This is a genomic window from Clostridium pasteurianum BC1 (assembly GCF_000389635.1).
Classification (GTDB): Bacteria; Bacillota; Clostridia; order Clostridiales; family Clostridiaceae; genus Clostridium_I; species Clostridium_I pasteurianum_A.
On the sequence record NC_021182.1, the window covers coordinates 4,207,844 to 4,234,159 of the forward strand.

Annotated in this window: 25 protein-coding genes, 3 pseudogenes and 1 riboswitch; of the genes and pseudogenes, 2 read left to right on the forward strand and 26 right to left on the reverse strand. The window is 30.5% G+C overall.

Going from position 1 to position 26,316, the window contains the following annotated elements; genetic code table 11:
• Positions 1–77: 77 nt before the first annotated feature.
• From CLOPA_RS19555 to CLOPA_RS19615, 15 genes and pseudogenes are all read right to left on the reverse strand, one after another.
• Complete coding sequence (locus tag CLOPA_RS19555) at positions 78–950, reverse strand: AAA family ATPase (RefSeq protein ID WP_015617157.1); 873 nt, start codon at positions 948–950, stop codon at positions 78–80.
• A gap of 333 nt (positions 951–1,283) precedes the next feature.
• Positions 1,284–2,512: pseudogene (locus tag CLOPA_RS26875) on the reverse strand (radical SAM protein).
• A 244-nt stretch (positions 2,513–2,756) separates the two neighbouring features.
• Positions 2,757–2,978 carry a hypothetical protein gene (locus CLOPA_RS19565; RefSeq protein ID WP_015617158.1) on the reverse strand — a complete coding sequence of 74 codons (222 nt, stop codon included), beginning with the start codon at positions 2,976–2,978 and terminating at the stop codon, positions 2,757–2,759.
• 114 nt (positions 2,979–3,092) lie between these two features.
• Positions 3,093–3,314, reverse strand: coding sequence for a sulfatase-like hydrolase/transferase (locus CLOPA_RS19570; RefSeq protein ID WP_015617159.1), 222 nt, complete (start codon positions 3,312–3,314; stop codon positions 3,093–3,095).
• Between the two features lie 34 nt (positions 3,315–3,348).
• Entirely contained in the window at positions 3,349–3,798 is a 450-nt protein-coding gene (locus tag CLOPA_RS19575; RefSeq protein ID WP_155241946.1) for a sulfatase/phosphatase domain-containing protein, read from the reverse strand.
• Positions 3,737–4,015 (reverse strand): sulfatase-like hydrolase/transferase, encoded by a 279-nt coding sequence (locus tag CLOPA_RS26880; RefSeq protein WP_080648395.1) that lies wholly within the window; start codon positions 4,013–4,015, stop codon positions 3,737–3,739. The genes CLOPA_RS19575 and CLOPA_RS26880 overlap by 62 nt, the downstream gene beginning before the upstream one ends.
• Positions 4,016–4,043: 28 nt before the next feature.
• The gene (locus CLOPA_RS19580) at positions 4,044–4,997 is read right to left on the reverse strand and encodes a D-2-hydroxyacid dehydrogenase (protein WP_015617160.1); all 954 of its coding nucleotides are present in this window, start codon (positions 4,995–4,997) and stop codon (positions 4,044–4,046) included.
• A gap of 157 nt (positions 4,998–5,154) precedes the next feature.
• Positions 5,155–5,580 carry a GNAT family N-acetyltransferase gene (locus tag CLOPA_RS19585; RefSeq protein ID WP_015617161.1) on the reverse strand — a complete coding sequence of 142 codons (426 nt, stop codon included), beginning with the start codon at positions 5,578–5,580 and terminating at the stop codon, positions 5,155–5,157.
• 40 nt (positions 5,581–5,620) lie between these two features.
• Positions 5,621–6,631 (reverse strand): ABC transporter substrate-binding protein, encoded by a 1,011-nt coding sequence (locus CLOPA_RS19590; protein ID WP_015617162.1) that lies wholly within the window; start codon positions 6,629–6,631, stop codon positions 5,621–5,623.
• A gap of 541 nt (positions 6,632–7,172) precedes the next feature.
• Positions 7,173–8,147, reverse strand: a pseudogene (locus CLOPA_RS25815) (radical SAM protein); the annotation flags it as partial.
• Between the two features lie 12 nt (positions 8,148–8,159).
• A complete protein-coding gene (locus tag CLOPA_RS25820) occupies positions 8,160–8,429 on the reverse strand; it encodes a hypothetical protein (protein WP_207637889.1) in 270 nt (89 codons plus the stop codon).
• A 185-nt stretch (positions 8,430–8,614) separates the two neighbouring features.
• Entirely contained in the window at positions 8,615–9,406 is a 792-nt protein-coding gene (locus CLOPA_RS19600; protein ID WP_015617163.1) for a nucleoside phosphorylase, read from the reverse strand.
• A gap of 51 nt (positions 9,407–9,457) precedes the next feature.
• A complete protein-coding gene (locus CLOPA_RS19605) occupies positions 9,458–9,976 on the reverse strand; it encodes an adenine phosphoribosyltransferase (protein ID WP_015617164.1) in 519 nt (172 codons plus the stop codon).
• A gap of 98 nt (positions 9,977–10,074) precedes the next feature.
• Positions 10,075–11,442: an MATE family efflux transporter gene (locus CLOPA_RS19610; RefSeq protein WP_015617165.1), complete on the reverse strand. Its 1,368-nt coding sequence runs from the start codon at positions 11,440–11,442 to the stop codon at positions 10,075–10,077.
• 300 nt (positions 11,443–11,742) lie between these two features.
• The gene (locus CLOPA_RS19615; RefSeq protein ID WP_015617166.1) at positions 11,743–12,507 is read right to left on the reverse strand and encodes an SDR family NAD(P)-dependent oxidoreductase; all 765 of its coding nucleotides are present in this window, start codon (positions 12,505–12,507) and stop codon (positions 11,743–11,745) included.
• A gap of 599 nt (positions 12,508–13,106) precedes the next feature.
• On the opposite strand from CLOPA_RS19615, the gene CLOPA_RS19620 reads away from it, so the two are divergent.
• Entirely contained in the window at positions 13,107–13,889 is a 783-nt protein-coding gene (locus tag CLOPA_RS19620; protein ID WP_015617167.1) for a nucleoside phosphorylase, read from the forward strand.
• Positions 13,890–14,066: 177 nt separating this feature from the next.
• Positions 14,067–15,287: an IS256 family transposase gene (locus CLOPA_RS19625; RefSeq protein WP_015614553.1), complete on the forward strand. Its 1,221-nt coding sequence runs from the start codon at positions 14,067–14,069 to the stop codon at positions 15,285–15,287.
• Between the two features lie 200 nt (positions 15,288–15,487).
• On the opposite strand, the gene CLOPA_RS19630 is transcribed toward CLOPA_RS19625, so the two are convergent.
• From CLOPA_RS19630 to CLOPA_RS19665, 11 genes and pseudogenes are all read right to left on the reverse strand, one after another.
• The gene (locus tag CLOPA_RS19630; protein WP_015617168.1) at positions 15,488–16,687 is read right to left on the reverse strand and encodes a radical SAM protein; all 1,200 of its coding nucleotides are present in this window, start codon (positions 16,685–16,687) and stop codon (positions 15,488–15,490) included.
• A gap of 28 nt (positions 16,688–16,715) precedes the next feature.
• Complete coding sequence (locus CLOPA_RS25355) at positions 16,716–16,931, reverse strand: hypothetical protein (protein ID WP_155241947.1); 216 nt, start codon at positions 16,929–16,931, stop codon at positions 16,716–16,718.
• Between the two features lies 1 nt (position 16,932).
• Complete coding sequence (locus tag CLOPA_RS19635; RefSeq protein ID WP_015617170.1) at positions 16,933–18,195, reverse strand: radical SAM protein; 1,263 nt, start codon at positions 18,193–18,195, stop codon at positions 16,933–16,935.
• A 511-nt stretch (positions 18,196–18,706) separates the two neighbouring features.
• On the reverse strand, positions 18,707–19,177 hold the full coding sequence (locus tag CLOPA_RS19640; RefSeq protein ID WP_015617171.1) for a pyridoxamine 5'-phosphate oxidase family protein: 471 nt from the start codon (positions 19,175–19,177) through the stop codon (positions 18,707–18,709).
• Positions 19,178–19,214: 37 nt separating this feature from the next.
• A complete protein-coding gene (locus CLOPA_RS19645; RefSeq protein WP_015617172.1) occupies positions 19,215–20,438 on the reverse strand; it encodes a radical SAM protein in 1,224 nt (407 codons plus the stop codon).
• 247 nt (positions 20,439–20,685) lie between these two features.
• Entirely contained in the window at positions 20,686–21,270 is a 585-nt protein-coding gene (locus CLOPA_RS19650; RefSeq protein WP_015617173.1) for a nitroreductase family protein, read from the reverse strand.
• A gap of 467 nt (positions 21,271–21,737) precedes the next feature.
• Positions 21,738–21,914 (reverse strand): YezD family protein, encoded by a 177-nt coding sequence (locus CLOPA_RS24585; RefSeq protein WP_015617174.1) that lies wholly within the window; start codon positions 21,912–21,914, stop codon positions 21,738–21,740.
• Between the two features lie 131 nt (positions 21,915–22,045).
• Positions 22,046–22,156, reverse strand: a riboswitch (SAM riboswitch).
• 174 nt (positions 22,157–22,330) lie between these two features.
• Positions 22,331–23,797 carry a nitrogenase component 1 gene (locus CLOPA_RS19655; protein WP_015617175.1) on the reverse strand — a complete coding sequence of 489 codons (1,467 nt, stop codon included), beginning with the start codon at positions 23,795–23,797 and terminating at the stop codon, positions 22,331–22,333.
• A gap of 417 nt (positions 23,798–24,214) precedes the next feature.
• A pseudogene (locus CLOPA_RS25365) lies at positions 24,215–24,358 on the reverse strand (MFS transporter); the annotation flags it as partial.
• 9 nt (positions 24,359–24,367) lie between these two features.
• A complete protein-coding gene (locus CLOPA_RS19660; RefSeq protein ID WP_015617176.1) occupies positions 24,368–25,327 on the reverse strand; it encodes an oligopeptide/dipeptide ABC transporter ATP-binding protein in 960 nt (319 codons plus the stop codon).
• Complete coding sequence (locus CLOPA_RS19665) at positions 25,317–26,306, reverse strand: ABC transporter ATP-binding protein (RefSeq protein WP_015617177.1); 990 nt, start codon at positions 26,304–26,306, stop codon at positions 25,317–25,319. Before CLOPA_RS19665 ends, CLOPA_RS19660 begins: the two co-directional genes overlap by 11 nt.
• Positions 26,307–26,316 lie beyond the last annotated feature (10 nt).

Genomic DNA, 26,316 nt, shown 5'->3' on the forward strand with positions numbered 1-26,316 from the left:
ATCACCTTCCATTTTTAAATTAAATATATATTTACCCTCTCATTAACTCTCTTTTATACCATATTTATATATAAATATTATATTGCTTCTGCTCCACTTACCTCGCCAGACTCTAATTTAAATATTTTATCTCCCCAATTTCTTGCCCAATCTCTTAATTCTGTAACATTTAATGGATTTGGAACATTTAAGTCTTCATCATTTGCTATAAACTTTGCTAAGTTTCTATAAATGTCTGCATGTTCCGATTCAGGATTTGCTTCAATTACAGTCTTTCCATATAATTCACTTTGAGAAACTACTAAAGAACGTGGGACATATCCTACTACTTTTGTTCCTGTTCGTGATGCAAAATCATTTACTAATGATTCTGAATAAGTTGCAGTTAAACCATTTGCAATAACTCCTCCAAGTTTTGCTCCTCCTGAAGGAGCATATTTATTTATTGCTTTAAAAAGATTATTAGCAGCATAGATTGCCATAAAATCTGAAGAACTTACTACATATGCCCTATCAGTTATACCATCTCTTATTGGTACTGCAAAGCCTCCGCATACTACATCTCCTAAAACGTCATATAACACATAATCTGCTTCATACTTTTCAAATACATTTAGTTCTTGAAGTAGAGAAACTGCCGCATTTATTCCTCTTCCTGCACATCCTACTCCTGGCACTGGTCCCCCTGCTTCAATACATAACACCCCACCAAAGCCAACTACAGAAATATCTTCTAATTTTACATGATTACTTTCCCTTAGACTGTCTAATACAGTAGGTAAATAATTTCCTCCTCTTAGAGTATTAGTGGAATCACTTTTAGGATCACATCCAATTTGTATTACTCTATAGCCTGCTTCTGCTAAAGCTGCACTGATATTGGAAGTAGTAGTTGATTTACCAATGCCTCCTTTTCCATAGATAGCTATATGTTTTGTTTTCTTTGCCATAATTCATATTCCTTTCTTTATAAGGTTTTAAATTTAATAAATAAAAAAGGCCAAGTTTTATCTTAGTAAAATAAAACTTAGCCTCCAGTTTTTCTGGTCAACTAATTCTTAGTATTCATATATGTTTTATATAAACATATAACTTATTTATGAATTTGTCAATACTAAAATAAAAATTTCTATCATTAAATTTAATTAATTATAATGATTTATACCTTCTTTATCTAAATCAGCTTCATATTCTAATGCTTTATAAAATTTTTATTAATTATCTTTTTTCATTACTTGTTTTAAATACATTTTAAAATTAAATATCCGAGAAAATTTTATATATTAATTAAGCACTATCTGTTTTTGAAAAATCGGTAATAATTCATCCTCTATGCGATACAAATCATGTATAATGAATGTAGTTGGAGTAGCTTTATATAATTGTTCGTAAGTAATCCCATTCTTTCTCAATATATTTGTTACTCTTTTAACTACATCCCAATGCCATTCAGGCGTTGGCGTACGATGTCCTTCAAACTTAGAACCAATATTAGGGACCCAACTTGATGCTGTAGCCACTACTCCCAATGAGGAAAGATAATCAATTCCCTCCAGTAAATATTCCTTTGGTTCAAGTCCTGCTACAAAATTACTCCTAACATTTCCAAAGCCAAATACCTCTATTGCATACTTTATTGCTTCAACCCAATGCTCATGGCCACCGCCGCATGCTGCATCACCCTTTCCTGGGCATATTGCATCAAAAAACTTTTTATTCCAAACTTCCATATTAAAAGCTATTGTACTAAAACCGGCCTCTTTATATTTTTCAATAACTGATAAATCAGCTGGTGCTCCAATACATGCTGTACCATTAAAATCCTGTCTTCCTAAGGCTTCTTAATACTTTCTGCCGTATCCAAGTAGTAATCAACTTCTCTTCTTTCTGGTATAAAGCCACCAGTAATAGTTACATGGTCTAGTCCTTCATCATAGGCTGCCTTAACTGTTTCAGCTATTTGCCTTGGATATTTCCACTTAATACCTTCCTTTTCTCCAAATCTATCTTTTGTGGCATTTATATTACAAAATAAACAATCTAATCCTTTATCCTTTAAGGCACATTCGTTACTATATGCAATTACCATCTGTCTATCACCATATTTAAAGTCCCCAGATGCCATAGATATAGTTTTCATTAGTACACCATCAGAAGTTTTTTGTGAAAAAATTTCAGGTGGTTTAAGAAAGCTTAATTTTGATAATTTTACACCCTCTTTTAAAATATAAAAACCATCTTCTTCTTTTTCTATATAATAAGGTGATTTACTACTTTTATTTAAAAATACCCCAAATCCATTTTCAAGACGAAAACCTAAAGGTACTTCATATTTTTCTGTATTATCTAATGAAAAATCCATACAGTTATGAGATTGTGATAAATTCTTGTTATTTTTCAGATCTTCTTTAAAAATATTTGGATCAAATCTAATTCCTTCAACTGCCAATGCATTTTTTAACTCTACTTCTTTGTACAATTTGTTTTTTAATTCTAATTTTTGATTAGGCATTTTTTAATTCCTCCCTTGTATTGTTAGAATCATATCTGATTTGTACTACTCTATGTATTGCTTCTACTAAAAATGCACTAATATTAGAATAGTAGTGTACTTACTAATTACACCTTTTTCGTGATTTATATCTTTTTATTTACAAAATTTAAAATTTAATAAATAAAAAGACTAAGCTTATTTTTAAAAATAAACTTAGTCTCCAGTTTTTCCAGTCAACTAATTCTTAGTATACATATGTGTTTCATATAAATATATAACTTATTGATGTATTTGTCAATACTAAAAAATTTAATTTCACTTTCTTCATCTCAACTGCTGCATCAATGCAACTTGTATCTTTTACATAAGGATTTCCCTTCGGGCCATAATTACCAGCCCTTTTATCTGCATCCTCACGTATTTTAAGAGGTCTGCGTATAAAATTAGTATCCCCAGGGATTTCACGATCCCCTGGTAATATCATCTCATCAAATCCCAGCTTACTACTTGGCGCATGAACATCTGTTTTTCCTATATAGGCAGTATATACACCCTGTTTTGATAAATCAGCTCCATAGGTTGTGGCACTATCATCAATCTATACATTACAATTACTGTATGTTTGTAATTCATGAGTTCTTTTTCCTGTAATAAATGCAGATCTGCTTGGCATGCAAAGTGGCGAAGGACAGTATGCATTTTTAAATAATGTACCGTTCTCTGCCTTTATATCCATATTTGGTGTCTTTATAAAAGAATGCCCATAAGTTGATGAAAAAAAAGGATTATGTTCATCAGACATTAAAATAACTACGTTCATATTCTATTCCAGCTTTCTCTCCTTATTTTACATTTTAAAGTGCTGATACAATTTTAGGCTCTTTTTCATTTGCTTCTTTCATTCTAAGTTTTAATATATCAGCAAGTTGTTTTCTAACCTCAGCATATAATGGATTTTTTATAAGATTATTTTTTTCATTATAATCATTTTCAAGATCATATAAAAAATCTTCTGTATAACAATTACTTGATGCATCTTTAGATCCATTTTTTCCTTCTGCACGAACAGAGTACTTCCATATTTTTGTCCTTATGGCTCGTCCTACCTGTGATTCACTTATTTGGACAAATATCTCCTTTGGCCAATTTTCATTATTTCCTTCTACTAGTTGTTGAAGTGGTTTTCCTTGCATATCATCTGGCTTTTTTATATCAGCACATGCAAGTAACGTTGAAGGAATATCAATTAATATAACCCCCTCTTCTCTCTGGAGGTATTGCTGTTGTCCTATAATTAAATTCACCTGTTGTAGATGCAAGATGCCATTTTCCTACATATCCTACTTCATATCCACTTTCTGAAAAATAATTCGCTATAGTTTTTTCATTAAGTGGAAGAGCTATTCCATTTTTAAAGCATCCAATTTCCGCAGCGTATTTACCAAGCTGCAGACATGATCTTGCTGGTCCACATACTGGCTGGCAGGCAAAAGCATTTTCAAATATCGAATTAAAATTAATACTATACTACTTATATTATTTTATATTTTTAATATTGTTTATCTAAATCAACCACATTAATTCTAAGTTTTTCACCATTTAAATAAGATTTAAAATTTTTTATGAATATATCCATGGTCCTTTCTTCATAATTATATGTTGCACCAGAATTATGAGGAGTAATTATTACATTTTCAAATTTCCATAAAGGACTCTCTTTAGGAAGAGGCTCTTGATCGAATACATCTAATCCAGCTCCAGCAATTAAATTTTCTTCTAATGCTTTAATTAATGCTTCTGAATCAGTGGTTTCTCCTCTGCCAATATTTACGTAAAAGGAATTTCTCTTCATTTTTCTAAACTGTTCTAATCCAATTAGTTTATATGTTTCTTTTGTTAATGGTAATGTATTAACTATATAATCACTTTCACTAATTAGCTCATTTAATCCCTTCATGTCAAACATTTTGTCAACATTTAATAAAGATTTTCCTGAACGGCGAAGTCCTAAAACTTTCATTCCAAAAGCCTTTCCTAATTTTGCATTTTCTTCTCCAATTGCTCCAACACCTATAATTCCAATGGTCTTTCCATGTACCTCTGGCAAATTATTTTCATGTTTCCATTCCTCTTTTAACTGATTTCTAAGATAAAGATGTATACGTCGTGTAAACATAAGTATCATAGAAAATACTGTTTCTGAAATAGGGAAAGCATGTACTCCACTACTATTAGTGAGAATAATATTTTGTTGCTTCAATTTTTCTAATGGTATATTATTCACCCCTGCACCCCATGAATGTATCCAATTCAGCGATGAGTTATCTTTAAAACAAACTTTTTCAGCATCTTTATTCCATCCGACAATAACTTCGGCATCTTCTAAATGCGACATATAAATGGAACTTTCTTCACCATTAATTACTTTCCAATTAGGTGCAAGTAACTCTAATTTATGCAAGTATTTTGGAGACAACTTTATCAAAGAAATAAGTTTATGCATTAATAATCACCTTCCCAATCATACTATTATTTTTTGTACTCAATGAAAAGACCAAGTTTTATATTTCTACAAAACTTAGTCTCCAATAATTATTGCCAACTAATTCTAAATACATATTTGCTCATAAATATATACCGCCTATTAGTAATACACTAATTTAATGTTTAAGTATAAACATGCCTGCCCCATATTTTCCTTCTGGTCTTGTTATAAAATTGAATTTTTCATAAAATTCTTCTTTCCCTCTTGAAGCCATTAATCCTATAAAGGAACCTCTAGGACAATTATTGTCTATATACTTCATTAATTCCCTCATTATAAGTTTTCCTACTCCCTTTCCTTGAAATTTGGGAAGTACAATCATATTTTGAATATAAAAATACATCCCTTTGTCTCCAACTATTCTTCCATAACCAACTATTTTTTCATTATAATCTGCACAAACACTAAAAAGGGAATTTTTCAAACTTACCTCAGCTGCTTTTAAATCATATGTCTCCCAGCCAGTTTCTTTTCGTATATTGACGAATTCTTCTATGGTGGGTATTCTATTGACAATATGTAGATTATTCGTTATAACCACCTTCTCTATTTAGATAGAATTCTTTTAATATTAGCTAACTTTACTGTACACCAATACTTTTTAAATAACTTTCGTCTATAAGGTCATTAATATCTACATCTTTTCGTATTGTATTATTTTTTCTCAAAACAGTAGCCGTTTCTTTAACTGAGTTTATAATCTCATCTGTGAATTTAATATTATAATTTCCTCTTGGAAATGCTACATCCAATACATTTTTTTGCATTTTAATATCGTCAGCAACAATTTGTTTAGCCTCTTCTGGATTACTTTCAATCCATTTTTGTGCCTTTTCATACACCTTTAATATTCGTTTTACTATATCAGGATATTGCTTAGCAAAAGAGCTTGTAGCAATTATTAAATTACTATCAATTCTTAAATTTTTACCATCTGCTATTGAGCGAGCAGTTCCATCTACTATAGAATTAGAAACAAATGGTTCCCAAGTTACTGCTGCATCTATATCCTTAGATGCCAGTGAAGTTTTTATATCAGCCGGCTGTAAATTAACTAAATTTATGTCATTAGTAGTTAATCCAACTGACTCAAGAAATTTAATTAAAAGTATATGTGCTGTAGAGCCGACAGTAACTCCAACTTTCTTGCCCTTTATATCCTTTACTGAATTTATTGTCGAATCTTTTGGTACAATTAAACTACTCAAATAGCCAGATGAATATACTCCTATAGCTTTAATATCAATATTATTTGCTTTTGCCTGAATAGCTGGTTGATCTCCAACTTGCCCAATATCTAACCTTTTTCCAGCAAAAGCTTCAATCATAGGTGGACCAGATACAAAACTCTGAAATTGTACATTAATTCCATCCTTTTTAAATTCATCTTGAAACCATCCTTTTTGTTTAGCTACAATTAATAAAGCATGGTTTAATCCAGGTTGATATCCAATTTTTATTTCTTTTGGCTTATTTTCTTTTTGATTACTAGTTTGATTGTTAGATGTTCCACTACTATTCACATTTCCGCAACCAACTATAAAAAATGCAATTAAAGTAATTAATGCCATAATACTAATTATTTTTTTCATAAAGCTACATTCTCCTATCACTTATTAATTATTTCATGTTAACAACTATTTAGAAATTCAAGAACTATCTTCAACATATTTGTATCACTTTATATCCTACTTCCAACAAACTTACATTAACATTAGAAGTAGTAGTTAGTTTATCATTCCTCCCTTTTAACAGATATCATTTTCTATTTATCTATTATAATTCACATTTTTTCCTCTGTAATACTTAAAATTTTACAAATAAAAAAAGACCAAGTTTTATCTTCTATAACAAAACTTAGCCTCCAGTTTTTCTGGTCAACCAATTCATAGCATTCGTATATGTTTTATATAAAAAAATAACTTATTAATACGTTTGTCAATATATAACTAAAAAAATTTTAATATAGAATTTTATAAGTACAAACCACCATTTAAGAAGATTGTACTTATAAAAATGATCCAAAACAAGAAAATACTAAAATTTAAACATAATTATACTTGAATTCTAGTATTTTTAAAAACAATCCTCTTTATTAGAATTACTACTTAAATAATTCTTATTTAAATTTTTTTATTGAATTGCCTCTTCATAAATTAGAAATATTTCATTTTCAATACGATATATGTCATTCGGTAATCTATAATCACCAGCTGTAGCATCATGAATCTGATCATATGTAAAACCATTCTTTTTCCAAATGGCTGCAGCTTTTTCTGACAAATCTACATACCATGATGTTTCTGGGCTTCTGTGTCCTTCAAAAGCTGACCCTACGTTAGGTGCCCATATATTAAAAGAGAATACAATACCCTTAGAACCAAGATATTCAAATCCATCTATAGTTTTAGATTTAGGCTCTATTCCAGCTACAAAATTTGAGCGGACGCGTCCCCAACCAAATACTCCTACTGCATATTCTAGTGCTTTTACCCAATGATCCCAACCACCACTTCCATTAGCTTTTCCAGGACAAACAGCTCTGTAAAAATCTTTATCCCATAGTTCTAAATTTAATGCGGTAGTTCTAAATCCAGCTTCCTTAAACTTATTAATATTATTAAGATCAAGAGGTGCTGCTACTGTTGCAGTACCATTAAATTCCTCAACACCTAAAGCTTCCTTTATAGCATCAGCAGCATCAACGTAATATTCTAATTCTCTACGTTCAGCTATTACACCGCCTGTAATTGTAAGATGGTCTGCAATTCCCTCATCAAAAGCTGCTTTTACTGCTTCGGCTATCTGTTTTGGATTTCTCCAATGAGGACCATACTTTTCAGCATAAGCTTCAGTATATAACTCCTTATCATAATTTATGTTGCAAAACAAGCAATCCTCATCTCTTTCTTTGTAGGAACATTCATTACTGTAAGTAAATATAACATGTTTGTCATAATCTGACGCGTTACCAATAAGGCATAAAGGAGTACCATCAAATGAAAGAGTATCTTCATACTTTGTAAGTTCTGGATATCTAACTTCAAAAAGCTTGTTTCCATTATAATTAAGTATATGCTTTCCATTTTCTAATTCTATTCTATAAAGTGAATTTTTGTTTCATATGAATCCTGTCTGAAGTCCATAAGGTAAGAAAAACCTTGAAGGTAACCAATCTTTCTTATTGACATCACGATTACGTCCCCCTTTAATATTGCTACTTCCTAAATGTGTATATAGCCTTTCTCCGTCTTCACTAGCCTCTTTAGAAATAGACACACCTTGAGTTTGTAGATCTGCTTTAATTTTTAATTCCCCCCATAGCTTACTCTTCAACTCAGATTTCGTAAGTTTACTAACATCTACACTCCATGATTTTAAATTACTCATTTTAATATCTCCCTTATTGTATTAATGCTTCTTTTATATCTAAATTTTATATTTATATCAGCATCAATCCCACTAACAATTTAACTTTAATATACTCAATTAATTAAAAAAGCTGAGTTTTACATTTTAATTGTAAAACTCAGCCTCTAGTACTTTTATTCAACTGGAGTAAACAATTATTTTGTTTAAGCAGTAGCACCTTCATCTTCTAGCTTATCAGCTAATTCTGCAAACAGATTTATATTATTCAGCAATCCTTTTTTAACAGTTTCTATAGTATTGTTTAATTTTTCAGAACCAAATTGTGGATTCCAGTCACTCCATAACTCATCACTAATTGCTAATACATTACACACATCAATTCCTCTATATTTTCCTACAACATATAGTGCTGAGGTCTCCATTTCCACACCAAGAATTCCTCTTTCCCCATAATCCTCAACTTTACTTTTTAACTCTCTATAAATTGCATCTGTGGTCCAAATACCTCCAGTTATTGAAGCAATCCCTTCATTATCAAAGGCTTTTTGTAAACGATCTAACAGTCTTTCACTTGGTAATCCTTCAGAATCATCTTTTATATAATGATAAGAGGTTCCCTCTTCACGAATACAATTATTTGCAATTACTATACTTCCAACAGGTACTGAAGGTTGTAAACTACCTGCGAAACCAATTCCTATAAAGACTTTTGCACCACGTGCAATAAGTTGCTCAAGAGTACTAACAGCAGACGGTGCACCTACTGGTAAAGTAATAAAAGTTATATCCTGTTCATTAGTTTTCCAGTTGTAAACAGTACTATTTTTTGTCCAATTTGGCAATGGTTCTAATTCAAAATCTTCTGCAATATTTTTTATTAGGTTATGATCCCATGAACCAATAACTACTGGAGCAATTTTGTAATCATTTATTGTCACTCCTTGCCTAGAGGCTAAATGTTCTAAAAACATTTCGGCATTAATTCTTTCTTCCATACTTATTTTTCTCCTTCACTTTTTAAATATTTGTTTTAGAAATTCTATTGATCAAATATCATACTTAACTAAGGAAAAGACATCATATTTCTCAAGTTTAGCTTTTCCATTAAGTTCAGTAAGTTCAATTACAAAAGCTAAAGATGAAACTTCTCCTCCAGCTAACTCAACTAATTTTGCAACTGCATCAATTGTTCCCCCTGTAGCTAATAAATCATCTACTATAGCTATTCTCTGTCCAGGTTTCACTGCATCCTTATGAATTTCAAGTATATCCTTTCCATATTCTAATTCATACTCTATTTGTAGTGTCTCTGGTGATAACTTACCCTTTTTTCTTACAGGTATGAACCCCACCCCAAGACTACTTGCTACTGAGGCACCAAATAAAAAACCTCTTGCCTCAGGCCCCGCTATAGCGTCAATTTTTTTATCTTTCAAATGGCTTACAATTTCTTCAACTGTATATTTAAATGCTTCTCCATCTCCAATTAAGGTTGAAATATCTTTAAAACTTATACCTTTCTTTGGAAAATCTTCAATAATTCTTATTTTATCTTTTAAACTCATAGAAATCCTCTCCTTATATATTAAATTTCACTAATTATATAATTATCAATTATTAATTCACATTATCAATTAATTTCTTATTAGATTTACCCTTCTAATTAGACTTTTAAACATTTCCATCTACCAGCTTTTATTCTAAAAATATACATAACTGCTCTAATACTGTAATCCAAAAAAATACCTATCATTAACCCATAGAGACCAAGATTTAAAAATCTAATCAAAATAGCTGCCACTATAAGTCTAAATGTCCACAATCCCGCAACTGATGAAAATATCACATATTTAATGTCACCTGAACATCTTAATATAGCTGAACCAACCTTTTCAACTCCTAGAAATGATGAAACCAAAGCAAAACCTCTAATTACAATAATACTTGTATTTATAACTTGTAAATCTGAAGAATATAATCTTGCAAACAAAAATCCTCCAAAAAATTCTATCATTGTAGAGCATAGTCCAGTAAAGATTGCTATCTTTATATTCTCATAAGCATAAGCTTCTGCTTTTTTTAAATCTTTACTGCCCAAACTTTGACCAACAGTAGTAGTTGTTGTTAAACCAAGGCCTAACAATGGTAAAAAAGCCAAGGAATGTATACTTCCTCCGATCTGAAAAGCAGCTACTTCAACAGTACCCATGGCTACAACAAGTATTTGCTGCATTAAAAACCCGCCATTCATAATTAAGTTTTCTATACACGCAGGAATTCCAACTCTTATTATTCTTTTTATTATTTTAAAATTAATTTTAAATTTACCAAATTTAATAAGATTTATTTTAGACTTTTTTCTAAATAAAAAATACACTATTACTATGCCACCAATAATTCTTGCAGTAGTAGCAGCTATTGCAGCACCTTTTACACCTAAAGGATTTAAATAAAATACTTCATTATAGTTTACTCCATAAATTAGGACTACACTTAATAACACATTCATTAAATTTTCAAATAAAACAACATACATAGGCGTCCTCGTATCCCCAATTCCTCTTAAAGCTCCACCTATCACCATCTCTATTACTACAAATGGCATTCCTAAAAGCACAATATGATAATAAATCTCAACTAAGCTTATTACTTTAGAATCAGCAGCACCAAAAAAAGTAGTTATTATCTCATTGGAAAACACAATTCCTAAAAAAGTAAGAGATATTCCAACAAATACACTCATAAATAATGATTGAACTAAAACTTCTTTTGCATTTTTAATACCGCTTTCACCAGTAACCCTAGCAATTATTATTGTCGAACCTATTGAAAGACCAGCAAAAATAGTTTGAGAAAAATTCACTAAATTATTAACCATTCCAACTGCTGCAATGGATTCTTTTCCAAGCTTTGACACCAATATAGTTGATACTATACCAACCATCATAATCAATACTTGTTCTATTATTGTTGGCCATGCTAGTTTTATAATATCCCGGCGTATTTCATGCCTTGAGTATGTTATATTCATTAAAATCTCCTTTACTCTGGATTAAAAGTCCTAGATATACAACCTAGATTTAAAATAAAATTAATTATACACAAAAAAACTAATATCTCTCCTTAAAAATAAGGATTAGATATTAGCCTCTAGTTTCCCTAGTCAACTATAACACAAATACTATTTCAATAGTATTCTTATATGTTTCATATGTTAATTATATTTTACATATAAAAACTTGTCAATACATTAAAAAATAAAAGATTAATGTTCCTTTTATATATTTACTACATTAAATAGATTCTACTTCCACTTTTTATAACTAATCCATTACAGCATCCATCGTCCACCATTTACATCAATAGTAGCACCGACTATATAACCAGCTTCTTCTGATGCTAAAAATAGGACAACATGTGCAACTTCACTATTTGTTCCAAGCCTTCCAACAGGTATATCATTTAAAAATCCATCCCTATCTTCCGTTGAAAATGAATTCCATGAATTATCTAGCCTATCTCCGCTAGCTATTATTCCTGGTGCTACTGCATTTACTGTAACATTATACTTTGCTAAATCTTTTGCAACTTGTTTTGTGAAACTTATCACACCAGCCTTAGCACTTGCATAATGTGGACCTGCTAAAATAGTAAGAGCCCTACCTGCTTGAGATGATATATTTATTATTCTACCCTTCTTTTGCTTTTTTAAGATTCCTATAACAGCTTGTGTACAAAAAAAGACGCTCTTTAAATTTCTATTTACAACAATATCCCACTCGTCTTCTGTTATATCTTCTACTTTTTTAGCATCGCCACCACCACCGGCATTATTAACTAATACATCTACTGTTCCATATTTTTCAATTATAGTTTGGAATAGATTTTCAACTTCATCCTTTTGTGTAACATCAGCTCTTATTCCCAAAGCTGTTCCACCATTATTTTTTATTTCAGTTGCTACTTTTTCAATTGCTGCTTCATTTCTTCCATTTACTATTACCACAGCACCTTCTTTACCAAACTCTAGTGCAATTTCTCTTCCAATTCCGCTTGATGAACCTGTAATCACAACAACTTTTCCTTCAAATCCCATAATAATAACCTCCAACTATATTTTATTGTTCAGTCTAGACTAAAATTAATTAAATAAAAAGACTAATATCTATCCATTTAAATAGGGATAAAATATTAGTCTCTAGTTTTCCTAGTCAACCAAAAAACTTATATGTACTGTAGCATTCTTATATGTTTACTATATTGTATTTTATATATCGAATCATGTCAATATACTTTGGCCGACATGCCTTGGAATCAATATACTGCTAAAAATGTTTTAATAACTTTTTCATTTTATACAAGTTTAAATCAATTTGTTGACCGCTCCTCTTTAACAGTACTAAATTGTTTTTATAATTTGCCGTTTGTATTCCAATAAACTATAAATATATCGCTAACGCCATAATAGTTATTTATAGTGCCCTCTTAATTTTTAGTTTAACTTTTCTCATATTAGCATATTGACATCTAGAATATTTGGAGTTACTATCAATTCATATAAAACATATTTGTTTTATAAAGTTACTAAGCAATGACTTAACTAGTTCTATGAATCAAGTAGTATTGCTACTGCTTTTAGTTATAGGATTAATTAAAACTTATTTTAATTAATAAGAGAAAGAGGTAAATTATAATATGGAAGACAAGTACCCATTACATGAATTTGATAGTACTGTAGAAGCATTTATCGAGCCTTCATCTCAACAAAATGTTTTTCTTGATGAGGAAATACCTAGTAGTTGTGTATTTTCTTTCTCTAGTAAACTAATTGATAAGCTTTCAACTCTAGACAATGTAAAAAAAATCGGATATATTAAAACACCAATTGAAGAAACTAGTATTTTTAAGTCTGAAATATATGGAAAAGAATTTGCTTTTTTGCAAATACCAGTTGGTGCAGCTGCTGCAGTAATTAAATTAGAAAGAATAATTGCACTAGGCGTTGATAAAATAATTGTTTTTGGTTCAGCAGGTGTTTTAGACCATGAAATTGCTGCTGGAAACATAGTAATCCCTGTTACAGCTGTAAGAGAAGAAGGTACAAGCTACCACTACTTACCACCATCTAGAGAAGTTGAAATGGAACAAGATGTTATTGATACTATAGTTAGAGCACTTGAAGAAAGAAAGGTACGTTACATAAAAACCAAAACTTGGACAACAGATGCAATATTTAGAGAAACTGTAAAAAAAGTAGAGCGAAGAAAGGCCGAAGGATGTCTTACCGTAGAAATGGAATGCTCTGCATTGCTCGCTGTAGCAAAATTTAGAGGGGTTAAATTGGGTCAATTGCTATATGCCTTAGACAGTCTTGGCGGTGTAAGTTGGGATTCTCGAGAAATTTGGAGAAAAGAAGAAGGAGATTCAGTAGTTGAAAAGATATTCTCTATTGCCGCGGAAATAGCTACAAAACTTTGATCATATAGATATTTCCTTTAGCTAAATTATAATTCTTTAATTGTTGCAAAGGAAAATTTATAGGGTATTACCACCAATGATGCTGATAATACCCTAATTTTTGAGAGTGTAAAATAATCTGTGTAAACTCCATAAAGATGATATAATTATTCTTATTAAATGGAGGGTGCACAGATTATGTCTTTTTCAAGAAAGGAACTTATTAAACAACTTATTAAGGAAACAAAGCCTACAAGTGCAAAAGATGTTCAAGAAACATTGAAAGATCTATTCGCCGATACGCTTAAAGAAATGTTAGAAGCGGAGCTTGATGACCATCTGGGATATTCTAAATATGACTACAAAAATAAAAATACATCTAATAGTAGAAATGGACGAAGCTCTAAAAAGGTAATTTCAGATCTTGGAGAATTTCAACTTGATGTACCAAGAGATAGAAACAGTAGTTTTGAACCGGAGGTTGTTAAGAAAAATCAAACAGATATATCTGGAATTGAAGATCAAGTTATTGGTATGTATGCAAAAGGAATGACTACCAGAGATATTGCTACTCACTTAGAAAACATATATGGTTTTGAGGCTTCGCCTACACTAATATCTGGTATAACAGATAAAATTACTCCTATAGCTAAAGAATGGCAAAATAGACCATTAGAAGCCGTTTATCCTATAATCTTTATGGATGCCATACATTATAAAGTTAAACAGGATAATAGAGTCATAAACAAGGCTGCTTACGCAGTTATTGGAGTAAACTTAGATGGTATTAAAGAAGTTTTGGGAATTTGGATTGGAGCTAATGAAACATCAAAATACTGGCTCTTAGTATTAAATGAACTTAAAAATAGAGGGGTTAATGATATACTTATAGCTTGTGTTGATGGTCTTAATGGATTTAAAGAAGCTATTAAAGCGATTTATCCTCGTACTGAGATTCAGAGATGCATAATACATCAAATTAGAAACTCTTCTAAATATGTATCTTATAAAGATTTAAAAGCATTCAATGCAGATTTAAAACTAGTATATACATCTGCAACAGAAGATGCAGCCTTAGCGGAGCTAGCTAAATTTGAAGAAAAATGGGGAGATAAATATCTTATTGCTATCCGCTCATGGAAAGCTAATTGGGAAGAACTTTCTACATTCTTCAAATACCCGCCAGAGATACGAAAAATAATATATACTACCAATGCAATGGAAAGCTATAATAGACAATTAAGAAAAGTAACCAAGAGTAAAAGCGTATTTCCTTCAGATGATGCTTTACTTAAAATGCTTTATCTAGCAACAATGGATATAAGCAAAAAGTGGACCCAATCTATACGTGGATGGGCTCAAATACTAGCTCAATTATCTATATATTTTAGTGATAGGCTTGAAACTGTAATTTTTTAAATTTACCTATAATCTTCTAGTCATAGCTATAATGCTTTACTGTAAAAATATATAATAAATATAAAAAACTAGGTTTTTATATTTCTAATACCAAACCTAGTTTCTCATAAAAACATCTAATTTAAAATTTCTTATGGCAGTTTACACAAAATTATTGACAGACTCTAATTTTTTTTATGAACAATAATTTTAAAAATTACTTATTTTTTATTAAAAATAGATAATTTTTCTTCTTCTATTTGATAAATATCATGTGTTAACGTTCTACCTGGTGTAGCATTAAATATTTCCTCGTAGGTACGTCCATATTTTTTTAAAATATCTGCGTGCCTAAGTTGAGCATCCCAATGCCAATCAACAGTAGGAGAGCGATGTCCTTCAAGCGGAGATCCAAGACCTGGTACCCAGCTAGAGGCAACTGTAACAACACCTATAGAAGCTAAATATTCAATACCTTCAAATAATACTTCTTTTGGCTGTAAGCCTACTACAAAATTACTTCTTACATTTCCCTTACCAAATACTTCAATTCCATATTCGATTGCTTTTATCCAATTATCATAGCCACCACATTCTTCTACTTTTCCAGGGCACACAATATCAAAATAATTTTTACCCCATACTTCTGTATTAAACGCAATGGAACTATAACCTGCTTCCTTATACTTTTCAATAACTGATAAATCAATTGGTGCCCCAATACATGCTGTTCCATTAAAGGTATTTGTTCCAAGGGCTTCCTTGATGCTTTCTGCTACATCTAAATAATACTCAACTTCTCTACGCTCTGGTACAAAGCCTCCCGTAATTGTTAAATGCTTATACCCTTCATCATAGGCAGCTTTTACAGTTTCAGCAATTTGATGTGGATATTTCCAAGCTGGCCTATCTTCTCCACCATCTAGTCCTTTTGTTCCATTCATTACACAAAATAAGCAAGTTTGTCCTTTATCTTTAACGGAACATTCTGTGCTATAAGCAACAACAAGACTCTTATCAACGCTTCCTATGGCTGAATCAGATGCAATATCTCTCATACTTATGCCATCTTTTGTTTTTTTCGAATAAAATTCAGGAGTTTCTGGAAATGTTATATCTGATAGCTTTTCTCCTATATAATTAACACTAAACACTCCATCATTTTCCACAATTTTGTAAGGAGAATTTTTATCAGTGATAAGTCCAACGCCAAATCCATTATCCAAAATAAATCCGTATGGTATATTATAGCTTTTCTTTGTTAACAAATCCTTATCCAAAGTGCAATAATTCAGTTTCTTTAAACCTTCACTACGCTCCAACAGACTATCAAAAACACCTACATCATATGTAACACCCTCAACGCTTAAAGCTAATTTTAGTTTTAACTCTTCATACAATTTTTCCTTTAAAGTTCCCATATTGACCTCCTATAATTTTTTATATAAATTATTTTACATAAATCAGAGACTTTTTTAATACAACAGGTGCCACATCTTCCCTATATAACCTAACAAAAGGATTTTGAGACATCCAACCTAACAGTGATCCTCCACAATCATCAATAACCTCATATACACCAAGTTCTTGTCTTATACCTCCAGCACATATAAGATGTACCATTTTAACATTCTCTTCAAAGTTAACTCTTTTCCTAGCCAACATTTTATAATTGCTTAAATTTGTACTGAGGAAGATATGCCTTATCAAAGTATTCAGTTTCTATGCGGAATATATCATGTATAGAAGAGCTGTTTCCAGCACCATTATAAAGCTGATCTACTTTATATCCATTTTTTATAAATATATCAGCAACTTTCCTTTGAAGATCAAAATGCCATTCAGTTTCAGGTGTACGATGTCCTTCCAATGTTGAACCTGGATTTGGGCACCATGCATTAGCATAGCATAATACTCCTTTTTCAGCTAAGTATTCTACTCCTTCCAGTATGGATTGCTTAGGCTCTATACCTGCAACAAGATTTGATCTAACATTTCCTCTTCCAAAAACTTGAGCAGCATATTCAAGGGCCTCAATCCAGTGGTCTCTTCCACCACAAGTTTTTTCCTTTCCAGGGCATATTGTTTTATAAAAATTCTTATCCCATATTTCAAGATTCATTGCTATAGTCCTGTATCCTGCCTCTTTATATTTTTCTATAACTCCAAAATCCAAAGGTGCTCCAATTACAGCGGTACCATTAAAATCATCAAGCCCAGTCTGCTCTCTTATTTCTACAGCTACATCTGCATAATAATCTATTTCTCTTCGCTCTGGAATAAATCCACCTGTTACATTAACATGATTCCCTGCACCCTCTTTATATGCTGCAGCTACTACTTCTCCGACCTGTTCAGGTGTTTTAATAAATATATTTTCTGATTTATAAGCACCAGCAGTTGAATTTATATTGCAAAACAAGCAATCATCACCAGTATCTTTTAAAGCACATTCATTACTATAGCATACATTAACTGAACCTTCTGGATTAAAATTAGCAATATGGCCAAAAGCTTCTCCATTTCTTGTATTATAACCAAGAAGTTTAGGTCTCTTATAAAAATTTATTTCAGTTAGCCTAGTTTTATCTTTATACAAAACCGGCTTGCCATCTTCTTCTACTAATCTATATCTAGAATTAGGATCCCATCTAAAAGCTGCAAAGACTCCATGTGGAAGATAAAAATTTGATGGAAGAAGAAAACCTGAATGATGAGCTTTATCCATATCAAACAATATATGGATTTGTTCCTGATATTCTGTACCTATGGGAAACTTTTTAATATCATTAGGATCAAAACTTATACCTTCTACAAAAACACCTATTTTTAATTTTACTTCTTCAAGAAGTTCTTTCTTAATATTTTCAACTGTTGTTTTTATTTTTGGGAGATAATTGTATGAATCATTTTCATTTAGTAATGCCATTTTAACACCTCATTTTGAATTATATTTATTAATAATTTAATGTTATATCTAATCTCGTATCCAAGGACGTTGCCCAGCCTTTCATCAAATCGGATATACTTCAATGAAATACTTTTTGAAGAAGAAAACACTAAAATATATGAACAATTAATATCCTCATGCCTGCTGCATACTATATAAATCATGTGAATATTTATCCACAAAACGTTGGAGTCCCACTCCCATATGAAAAGCAAAGGCTAAAGTTCAACCCTTTACTAACAAAAAGCAAACCTTAGCCTCTAGTCCAACTAGTCAACTAAATAGATATATTTAATTCCCTATTATTCTCATATAAGTCATTATTGTGTTAAAAGAAAGATATTACTGTACAGTCTTACTATTAATATTTTTGTTATTTATGTTATTGTTGTAATTTATTTATAAATAAATTATTCCATATGTCATAATATTACACTAATTTCTTTTTTAATTATAAAAGTATATTTATAATTAAATACTTCATATATTATTAATAATTTTCATCTAACAAAGAGATAACTTCAACACGATTCTCTCCTGGAGTTTTCTTAAAGTCCAATATTTTTAACTCCGATGGATTTACACGTATTATTATATTGCTACCTAAGCCATCTTTTTCAATTCTTTCTTTAAATCTAGAATTTCTATTACCTATTACCTCAATGGATTTTTTAAGTTCTACTTCATCTGTTACCTTTTCAGCTTTACCTTTTATTGTAATATTAATAAAGGATGCTAATTCTTGATTTTCATGCTGAAAAAAAACTGAAACATTTGAATTATGTTTAATTTGTTCAACTTTTGCAGCTCCCTCAACAGTTGAAAAATAAGTCTCATAACCATCTACACCAAAAGCACCCAAAACTCTTAATGCAGGAGCATTTTCACCATCTACTGTAGCTAAAGTTATATATTTTGTACTATTTAAATATTCCTTTATAAAATTTTTATCAATTGCCATTTATACATACCCCCAAAATAATATTTAATTTATATATTTATACTAAACTATTCTGTAAGTTAAAAACAGGAAGTGTTTCATCTTGAATACGATAAATATCATGCTGCAATGCATCTGATCCGGCATTAGCATCAAAAATCTGATCATAAGTTATTCCATTTTTCTTCCATAGATTAACATTCTTTTCAGCTAAATCTAAATGCCAAGCTGATTCAGGTGTACGATGACCTTCAAGTACTGAACCAGGATTCGGTATCCAAAGGGATGCTATAGCTACAACTCCTTTTGATATTAAATATTCAAATCCTTCAAGTGTCCTATTCTTAGGCTCAATACCTGTAACAAAGGTTGAACGCACTCTGCCGTAACCAAAAACTTTTATAGCATGCTCTAAAGCTTCAACCCAATGATCCCAACCACCACTACCATTAGCTTTTCCTGGACAAATAGTCTTATAAATATTTTTATCCCAAATTTCTAGATTCATAGATGTAGTACGATAACCTGCTTCTTTTAATCTATCAATATTCGAAAGATCCAAAGGGGCTGCAACTGTAGCTGTTCCATTAAAATCCTCTAAACCTGTATGATTCTTGATTTCATCTGCTACATCAAGATAGTATTCAAGCTCCCTACGTTCTGGTATTACTCCACCAGTTATAGTTACATGCCTAGCGATTCCTGATTTATAAGCCTCTGCCACAACCTCTCCAATTTGAACAGGAGTTTTCCACTCAGTACCTTCTTTTTCAGCATAAGTATCTTTAGTATGGTTTATATTGCAAAATAGGCAATCTTCACCCTTATCTTTATATGAACACTCATTACTATAAACAACAAATACATGTCCATCAGGATTGTACACACCTATATTCTCCATGTTTTTTCCATCAGAAGTTTTCTTACCATAAAATCCTGGTCTCTTATGAAATTCTATATCTGAAACCTTATTACCATTTTTAATCAAAATAAATTTACCTTTTTCAGTAACAATTTTATATAGTGCTGCTGGATTCCAGTTAAAAGAAACACTTATCCCCAATGGAAGATTGAAATCTGCAGGCAATTCAAAATCATGATCCTGAAAATCCATTTCAAAAAGACAATGTACTTGTTCTTTTATTTCCGTACCAAGTTTTATACTAGCCAAAGCCTCTTTAGAAATATCAACTCCATTTGCAATTAAGTCTGCTTTTAAAGCTACTTCCTCCCATAATTTTTGTTTTAATTGATCTTTTGTTAAATGTGAAAAATTCGCCATTTGTATTCTCCTCTCAAATTACAATAATTAAATTTTTTTATAATAAATTATGTTACAAAAAAGGCATCCAAAAAAAATAATTTTTTCTGGATGCCTCTAGTTTTTCTAGTAAGCAACTATTCCTAGTATTCCTATAAATATTTTATGTTTTACTTATAATAACCTTTATTACTGTAATTGTCAATATTAAATTAAGGAGAATCAAATTAAAATTATTTATTAGTACAGCCACTTCAACAAAAATTATCTATACAATCTTATTATTAAAAAATACTATATCCTCAAGCTTTCTCTTTGGCACATGCAAAACATTATTTTCATCTTTATAATATCTAATAGAATTATCCTTTTCATCTTCAATAACTGGGTTTTCACCAGGATATCCCAATGCCACAAGAGTGTGAATAATATATTTATCTGGTATATTTAATAACTCTTTTATTTTTTTTCTATCTATAGCACCTAACCAAGCGGTTCCTAATCCTTCTTCAACTGCAGTTAATAGCAAGTTTTCAACTGCTGCTCCAGCATCTACATCATAACCCTCTTTTTTTATTTCACTATCAACAAGAATTAATATATAAGCAACTGGTTTTTGTCCTTCTTGTGGATCAGCTGCTGGTCTTATATAACCAGCCCAAGCTGTAGTCTTAAAAATTGGTTCTAATAATTTTTCATCATTAATAATTACATACTTTAAAGGCTGTAAATTTGCAGCTTGTGGTGCTACTCTTGCTGCATCCACTAATTTTTTTAACTTTTCTGGCTGTATTGCGTCTTGCTTAAAACTTCGTATTGTTCTTCTTTTAAAAATAGTTTGAAATATACTCATTTTTATATTATACTTCCTTTCTTTATTATTTATCGAATAAAACAATTTAAGATATATCTTTAAATCAAATTCATATAAACTATTTATCTTATAAAGTAATTATTTCATTTAGATAAAATATATAAATTATAATCAACAATATATAATATTAATTAAAATTTATGTAATATGTAAATATGTAACAAAAACTATGAATTAATTTACATGTAATTAGCTGTAAAATTATTCATAGTCTCTAGTTCATCTAGTTGACTATCTAATTTATGTATTTTAAATACATAAATATATTTATTTTCTCATATTGTATCCTTGAAATTCACTAAATATTTTAAGTAATACTTCAATATAAGTATACATATTGATTTTATATGTTTCATTGCAATATTTAACTTATATTTATAATTATTACTATAATTGACATACACAAATTAAAAACTTGTTACTTTTCATTATTATTTATCTCTTCTTTACTTGAGCCTTATTTTTTCATTTGTTTCAATTTGAATAAGAACTCCATCCTGAATAACTAATGTCACTGAACCATATTTTATTTCACCTAACAATTGTACTATCTTTTCTAAATTTGCTTGAGAAACGGGATTTTTCTTTTTATATAATCTACTAACATTATTTGCACTTTCCAAAATTATTTACCCCCCTAGAAATATGAAATTTTTAAAATAATTCATTGCTTTTCTAGTTACTCAACACATAATTAAAAACCTCCCCATCTAATATATATAGATGAAAGAGGTTTTTTTACTTCATATACCCTCTCTCATCTACCGTTAAACATTCAACTGCAGGATTTGGCACCTTTCTAATTACACGTATGAAGGTTGCCGAAGCTTCATCAGGCCAGTCCCTCTGCTTCTCTTGATGAGATTAATTAGTTATTATTTTATAATATAAACTTATTTTGATATTACTATAATAATGTCTTTTTATTAAACATATAAGAAAAATAGGTATTTCGTTAGAATATAAATTTCTTATATATATTTTTAACATATAAATATGATTTTGTCAATATAGTATGACATTATATAATACTATTTTACTATTTTACCTCTTTTGTCAAAAACAGTGAATTATCCTGATTGTACCACCATTCTGTATAAGGTAATTTAACCCTAGCTGCCAGATTCTTTTCAAAGCTTCTATTTTTTATTGTATCAAGTACTGTATATGCAAAATCTAGTGTACCTTTATATCCAAATATCATATACTCATCGTTAACGCATAGTGCAGATGCTCCCTGTTTTATTGCCCATACTGTAGTTCCCGGATGACGTGAGAAATATATATCAGGCTTATACTCATTTAATATATTGAGTATTTCATAATTTTGCTGATCTGCCACACTTACTTTAAAATTATATGGTGAATGTTCATCTAAATATTTAAGTGCTGCTGGCAATTCTCCATTGTCATGTTTTTTATCATGATGCCAGGATGCTGCCCATACTACTTCCATATCTAACTCTTGAAGTACACGAGATACCTCATAAGTATAACCAGGCCCCATTCCAAGTACAGCTCTTAAACCCTTAAGTTCTTTCTTTACTTCTTCTATTTTAGGTAAATATATAGCTCTTTCTTTTTCTATATAAGCCTCAACTTCTGCTTCCTTATTTATAACCTTTCCTATCCCCCTAAGCCAGGTTTCAAAGCCTGCAACCCCCAGTGGATTTATAGTCTTTACAAAAGGAACTCCATATTCTTCTTCCAACCCATTTCCAAGATATGACCCTAATACACCACATATACTTACCGTTGCCAGTGATTCAGACAAATGAGAAAGTTCTTCCACCGTGGAATTTCTATATAAAAATAGAGGTTTAACACCGAAATTTGAAAATATATCTATTATTTCCTCTCTGGCACTTTCATAAAAGTTTTTAAAATTTATTACATTAACTTTCTTTTCTGGTGGTTTCACAATGCTTGTAAGTACTGCATGATCAGAAGCATCAAAGCCTGTTGCCCATATTCTTGACCTGAAACCTTCACAGTGCACTGCTGCTATAGGTACTGGTATTTCCTCTTTAAGTTCTTCCACAACGCTGTCAACATTTTCACCTATAATACCAGTTAAGCAAGATGTACCTATAAAAATTGCCTTTGGCTTATATCTTTTATAAGTTTCTTTTACTATTTCACTAAGACTACTTGCCCCGCCAAAAACTGTATCCTTTTCATTCATATCTGTTCCTACGAAAACTGTTGCATTTGTAACTCCTCTTTTAGCGGCCAATTGCCTATTAGTAACTTCTGATCTTGGGGCATTGGCTGTACATCCCGAAGGAGCATGATTGATTATTGCCACATCTCTTATACCTGAAAGTTGACTCAGTGCACAACCTGCATTACAAGAACTGGACTGACTGAAGCATCTATCTCTATTTTTTAAATTTCCACATTTTGATTTCTCCACAATATCGTGAAGATCACCATTATAACCTGTTACAGATCCCAAACGATTTTCTCTTGTTGGCACTGCAGATATCTTTAAATTAATTGCCATAAGCTTCTCCTCCTAAATTTTAAAAATATTTTATTAGTTTAACACCACTAGATATAATGTATTAGTCAATTTAAACATTTATAGATCATTTTAAAATTCAGTAATTTACTTAATACTGCAAACAATTTGAATAAACTATTATAAATTTAAAAAGATTTTTAAAAATAAAAAGACTATAATTTACTTCAAATATGGAAGTAAACATAGTCTCTAGTTTGTCTAGTTAACTGTATATGGGAAATTTCCCAACTATTAAATTTATTTAGTCTTTATTATAAATCTAAACAAATACTTTGTCAATTATCTATTAACAGCTTAACATGCCCTATATTACATTCTATATGACTAAACATACATTCTGCTGCATTTTGTGAATTTCTTTCTTTCATAAGCTTAAAAATTTCTAGATGCTGTTCATATTAATAATCCACTAAAGACTGTACCAATTATTTTACCTCTTACTTTTGGATCTGCAAGCTCTTCTGAAAGTGGTACCATAAATTGAGGAACTACGAGAGTAAAACCAATAGCAAAAGATGCAATTGCCACAATTTTTATGTTTATTTACTATTAAAATAAGTTGCACCTTACTAGATGTTCTAACTCATTCTCTCCATTTATATTCTTAATTTTTGGTGCTTTTGTCCGGCATTCTTCTTTAGCATAAGTACATTTTTTATAATAAGGGCAACTAAACTCAACACTTAAATTTCTATTACCTTCAGTAATCTCATTGCTCAAGTCTATATTTTCATCAAACTTGAGAACAGAATTAAGTAAAACCTTAGTATAAGGATGTAGTGGTTTATCGTAAATTTCTTCTGCAGAAGCTATTTCAACAATTTTACCAGCATACATAACCGCCACTCTATCACACATATAGTATACAACATCAAGGTTATGAGAAATAAAAAGATATGCTAAATTTAGCTTTTCATGTAAATCTAGCATTAAATTGAGAATTTGAGATTGGACAGAAACATCTAATGCAGAAACTGGTTCATCTGCAATTATAAGTTCCGGATTAAGCATAAGTGCACTGCCAATGCTTATCCTCTGCCTTTGGCCGCCACTTAATTCCTTTGCATATTTATCTTTATAGCTATTATCAAGTCCAATCAAATCTAAAATTTTATTTACCATATTTAATCGTTGTTCCTTATTCCCAATTTTATGTATCTTCAATGGTTCTTCCAAAATCCACCCTATTTTTTTCTTAGGATTCAATGAACTTAGAGGATCTTGAAAAATAATTTGTACTTTTTTACTTAACCTCTTTATATTTTTTATATTTTTACCCTCAAAAAATATTTGTCCTTCCACATCTTTAGTTAATCCTACAATTGATCTTCCAAGAGTTGATTTTCCACAACCACTTTCACCTACAAGTCCAAAAATTTCACCCTTTTTAATATTAAAAGAAATATCATCTAAAGCTTTTATAACCTTATCTTTACTAAAAATATTTGAATTTTTAATGTGAAAATTTTTACTTAAATTATTTACTTCCAATATTAAATTAGATGGCATAATCTTTTTCACCTTCCTCATTAAGATGGCATGACACTTTATGATCCTTTCCTATCTGAAAATTTTGAGGTTTTTCAGAAAAACACTTATTTTGAGCTTGATTACATCTAGATGCAAAACTGCATCCAACTTTTTTAACCTCTATTGAAGGTACTTTCCCCGGAATATTCACAAGTCTTTTACCTTTTTTATCTTTACTAGGTATTGATCCCAATAATCCTTTTGTATATTGATGCAAAGGATGCATAAGTATATCTTTTGTAATTCCTTCTTCAATAATATCTCCGGAATACATAACAATAACATTATCACATAATTGATTTATTACAGCTAAATCATGAGAAATAAATAAAATTGACGTTTTATATTCACGATTTATCTCTTTTAAAAGTGAAAGTATTTGAGCTTGAACTGTGACGTCAAGAGCTGTAGTGGGTTCATCTGCTATTATTAACTTTGGTCTGCATACAATAGCCATTGCAATCATAACCCTTTGTCTCATTCCTCCTGATAATTGATGTGGATAAGAACTATATACCTCTTCTACTTTGGATAAACCAACTTTATTTAAAGCACTAATAACTTTTTGTTTTATTTCTTTCTTTGTTATCTTATAATGTATTTTTAAAGATTCTCCGATCTGCTTACCTATAGTTATCAAAGGGTTTAATGAAGTCATAGGCTCTTGAAATATAATTGAGATATCTCTTCCTTGAATTTTTCTAAATTCATCCTTTTTTATATCTTTAAGTTCAATTCCATCAAAAATTATACTTCCATTACTAACTGCTGCACAATCCGGTAAAAGGCCCGCAATAGAAAGTGCTGTAATACTTTTCCCGCATCCGGATTCACCAACTATACCTAATATTTCTCCACTTTTTATACAAAAAGATATTCCATTTATCGCACTGTTGACTCCTTTCGCACCTTTTATAGAAATTGAAAGATCTTTTACTTTAAGTAAAACTTTAGACATTATAATTCAT